Below are 1,494 nucleotides of genomic sequence, written 5' to 3' on the forward strand. Positions count from 1 at the left end.
GTTCCTTGACCCGGTCGGTCTGCGGCACCCACTCCTGCTCGGTGTACTTGTCGAAGAACTCACCCGAGGCGTACTTGGACTTCTCGAAGCCGCCGAAGGTCTGGCGGTGTTCAATCGCCAGCTTGTTCGAGGCACGCAGTGCGTGGAACAGCACCGTGTAGAAGTAGATGTTGGTGAAGTCCAGCCCCTCTTCCGAACCGTAGTGGACCCGCTCGCGGGCCAGGTAGCCGTGCAGGTTCATTTGCCCCAGGCCGATGGCGTGCGACTGCAGGTTGCCTTCCGCGATCGAAGGAACCGAGTTGATGTAGGACATGTCCGACACAGCGGTCAGCGCGCGGATGGCGGTCTCGATGGAGTTGCCGAAGTCGGGCGAGTCCATGGTCTTGGCAATGTTCATCGACCCGAGGTTGCAGGAAATGTCCTTGCCGATCTCGGCGTAGGTCAGGTCCTCGTTGTACAACGACGGCGACGAGACCTGCAGGATCTCCGAACACAGGTTGGACATGATGATCTTGCCGTCGATCGGGTTGGCCCGGTTCACCGTGTCCTCGAACATGATGTACGGGTAGCCGGATTCGAACTGGATCTCGGCCAGCGTCTGGAAGAACTCGCGGGCGCTGATCTTGGTCTTCTTGATCCGGCTGTCGTCGACCATCTCGTAGTACTTCTCCGACACGGAGATGTCCGAGAACGGCACGCCGTAGACGCGCTCGACGTCGTACGGAGAGAACAGGTACATGTCCTCGTTCTTTTTGGCCAGCTCAAAGGTGATGTCCGGGACGACAACGCCCAGCGACAGCGTCTTGATGCGGATCTTTTCGTCAGCGTTCTCACGCTTGGTGTCCAGGAAGCGGTAGATGTCCGGGTGGTGCGCATGCAGGTACACCGCGCCGGCACCCTGGCGGGCACCAAGCTGGTTGGCGTAGGAGAAGCTGTCTTCGAGCAGCTTCATGACCGGGATGACGCCGGAGGACTGGTTTTCGATCTGCTTGATCGGTGCTCCGTGCTCGCGGATGTTGGTCAGCGACAGCGCCACACCGCCGCCGCGCTTGGACAGCTGCAGGGCGGAGTTGATGCCGCGGGCGATCGACTCCATGTTGTCTTCGATGCGGAGCAGGAAGCAGGAGACGAGCTCGCCGCGCTGCTTCTTGCCGGCGTTGAGGAACGTCGGGGTGGCCGGCTGGAAGCGTCCGTCGATGATTTCGTCCACCAGCCGGATGGCCAGCTCTTCGTCGCCCCTGGCCAGGTGCAGGGCCACCATGCAGACACGGTCCTCATAGCGCTCCAGGAAACGCTTGCCGTCGAACGTCTTGAGCGTGTACGACGTGTAGAACTTGAACGCGCCCAGGAAGGTCTCGAAGCGGAACTTCTTCTTATAGGCCTGGTCGTAAAGCGACCGGATGAAGTTCATCGTGTACTGGTCGAGCGTTTCGCGCTCGTAGTAATCGTTCTTGATCAGGTAGTCGAGCTTCTCTTCCAGGTCGTGGAAGAACA

General features: G+C 60.1%; 1 protein-coding gene. It reads right to left on the minus strand.

All coding sequences use genetic code 11. The features are described 5' to 3' along the window. The coding region (nrdE, locus tag AC5RWT_RS37320; RefSeq protein ID WP_494084606.1) for a class 1b ribonucleoside-diphosphate reductase subunit alpha at positions 1 to 1,494 on the minus strand (1,494 nt) is incomplete at both ends.

It is taken from the genome of Arthrobacter sp. Dra40 (assembly GCF_059091905.1).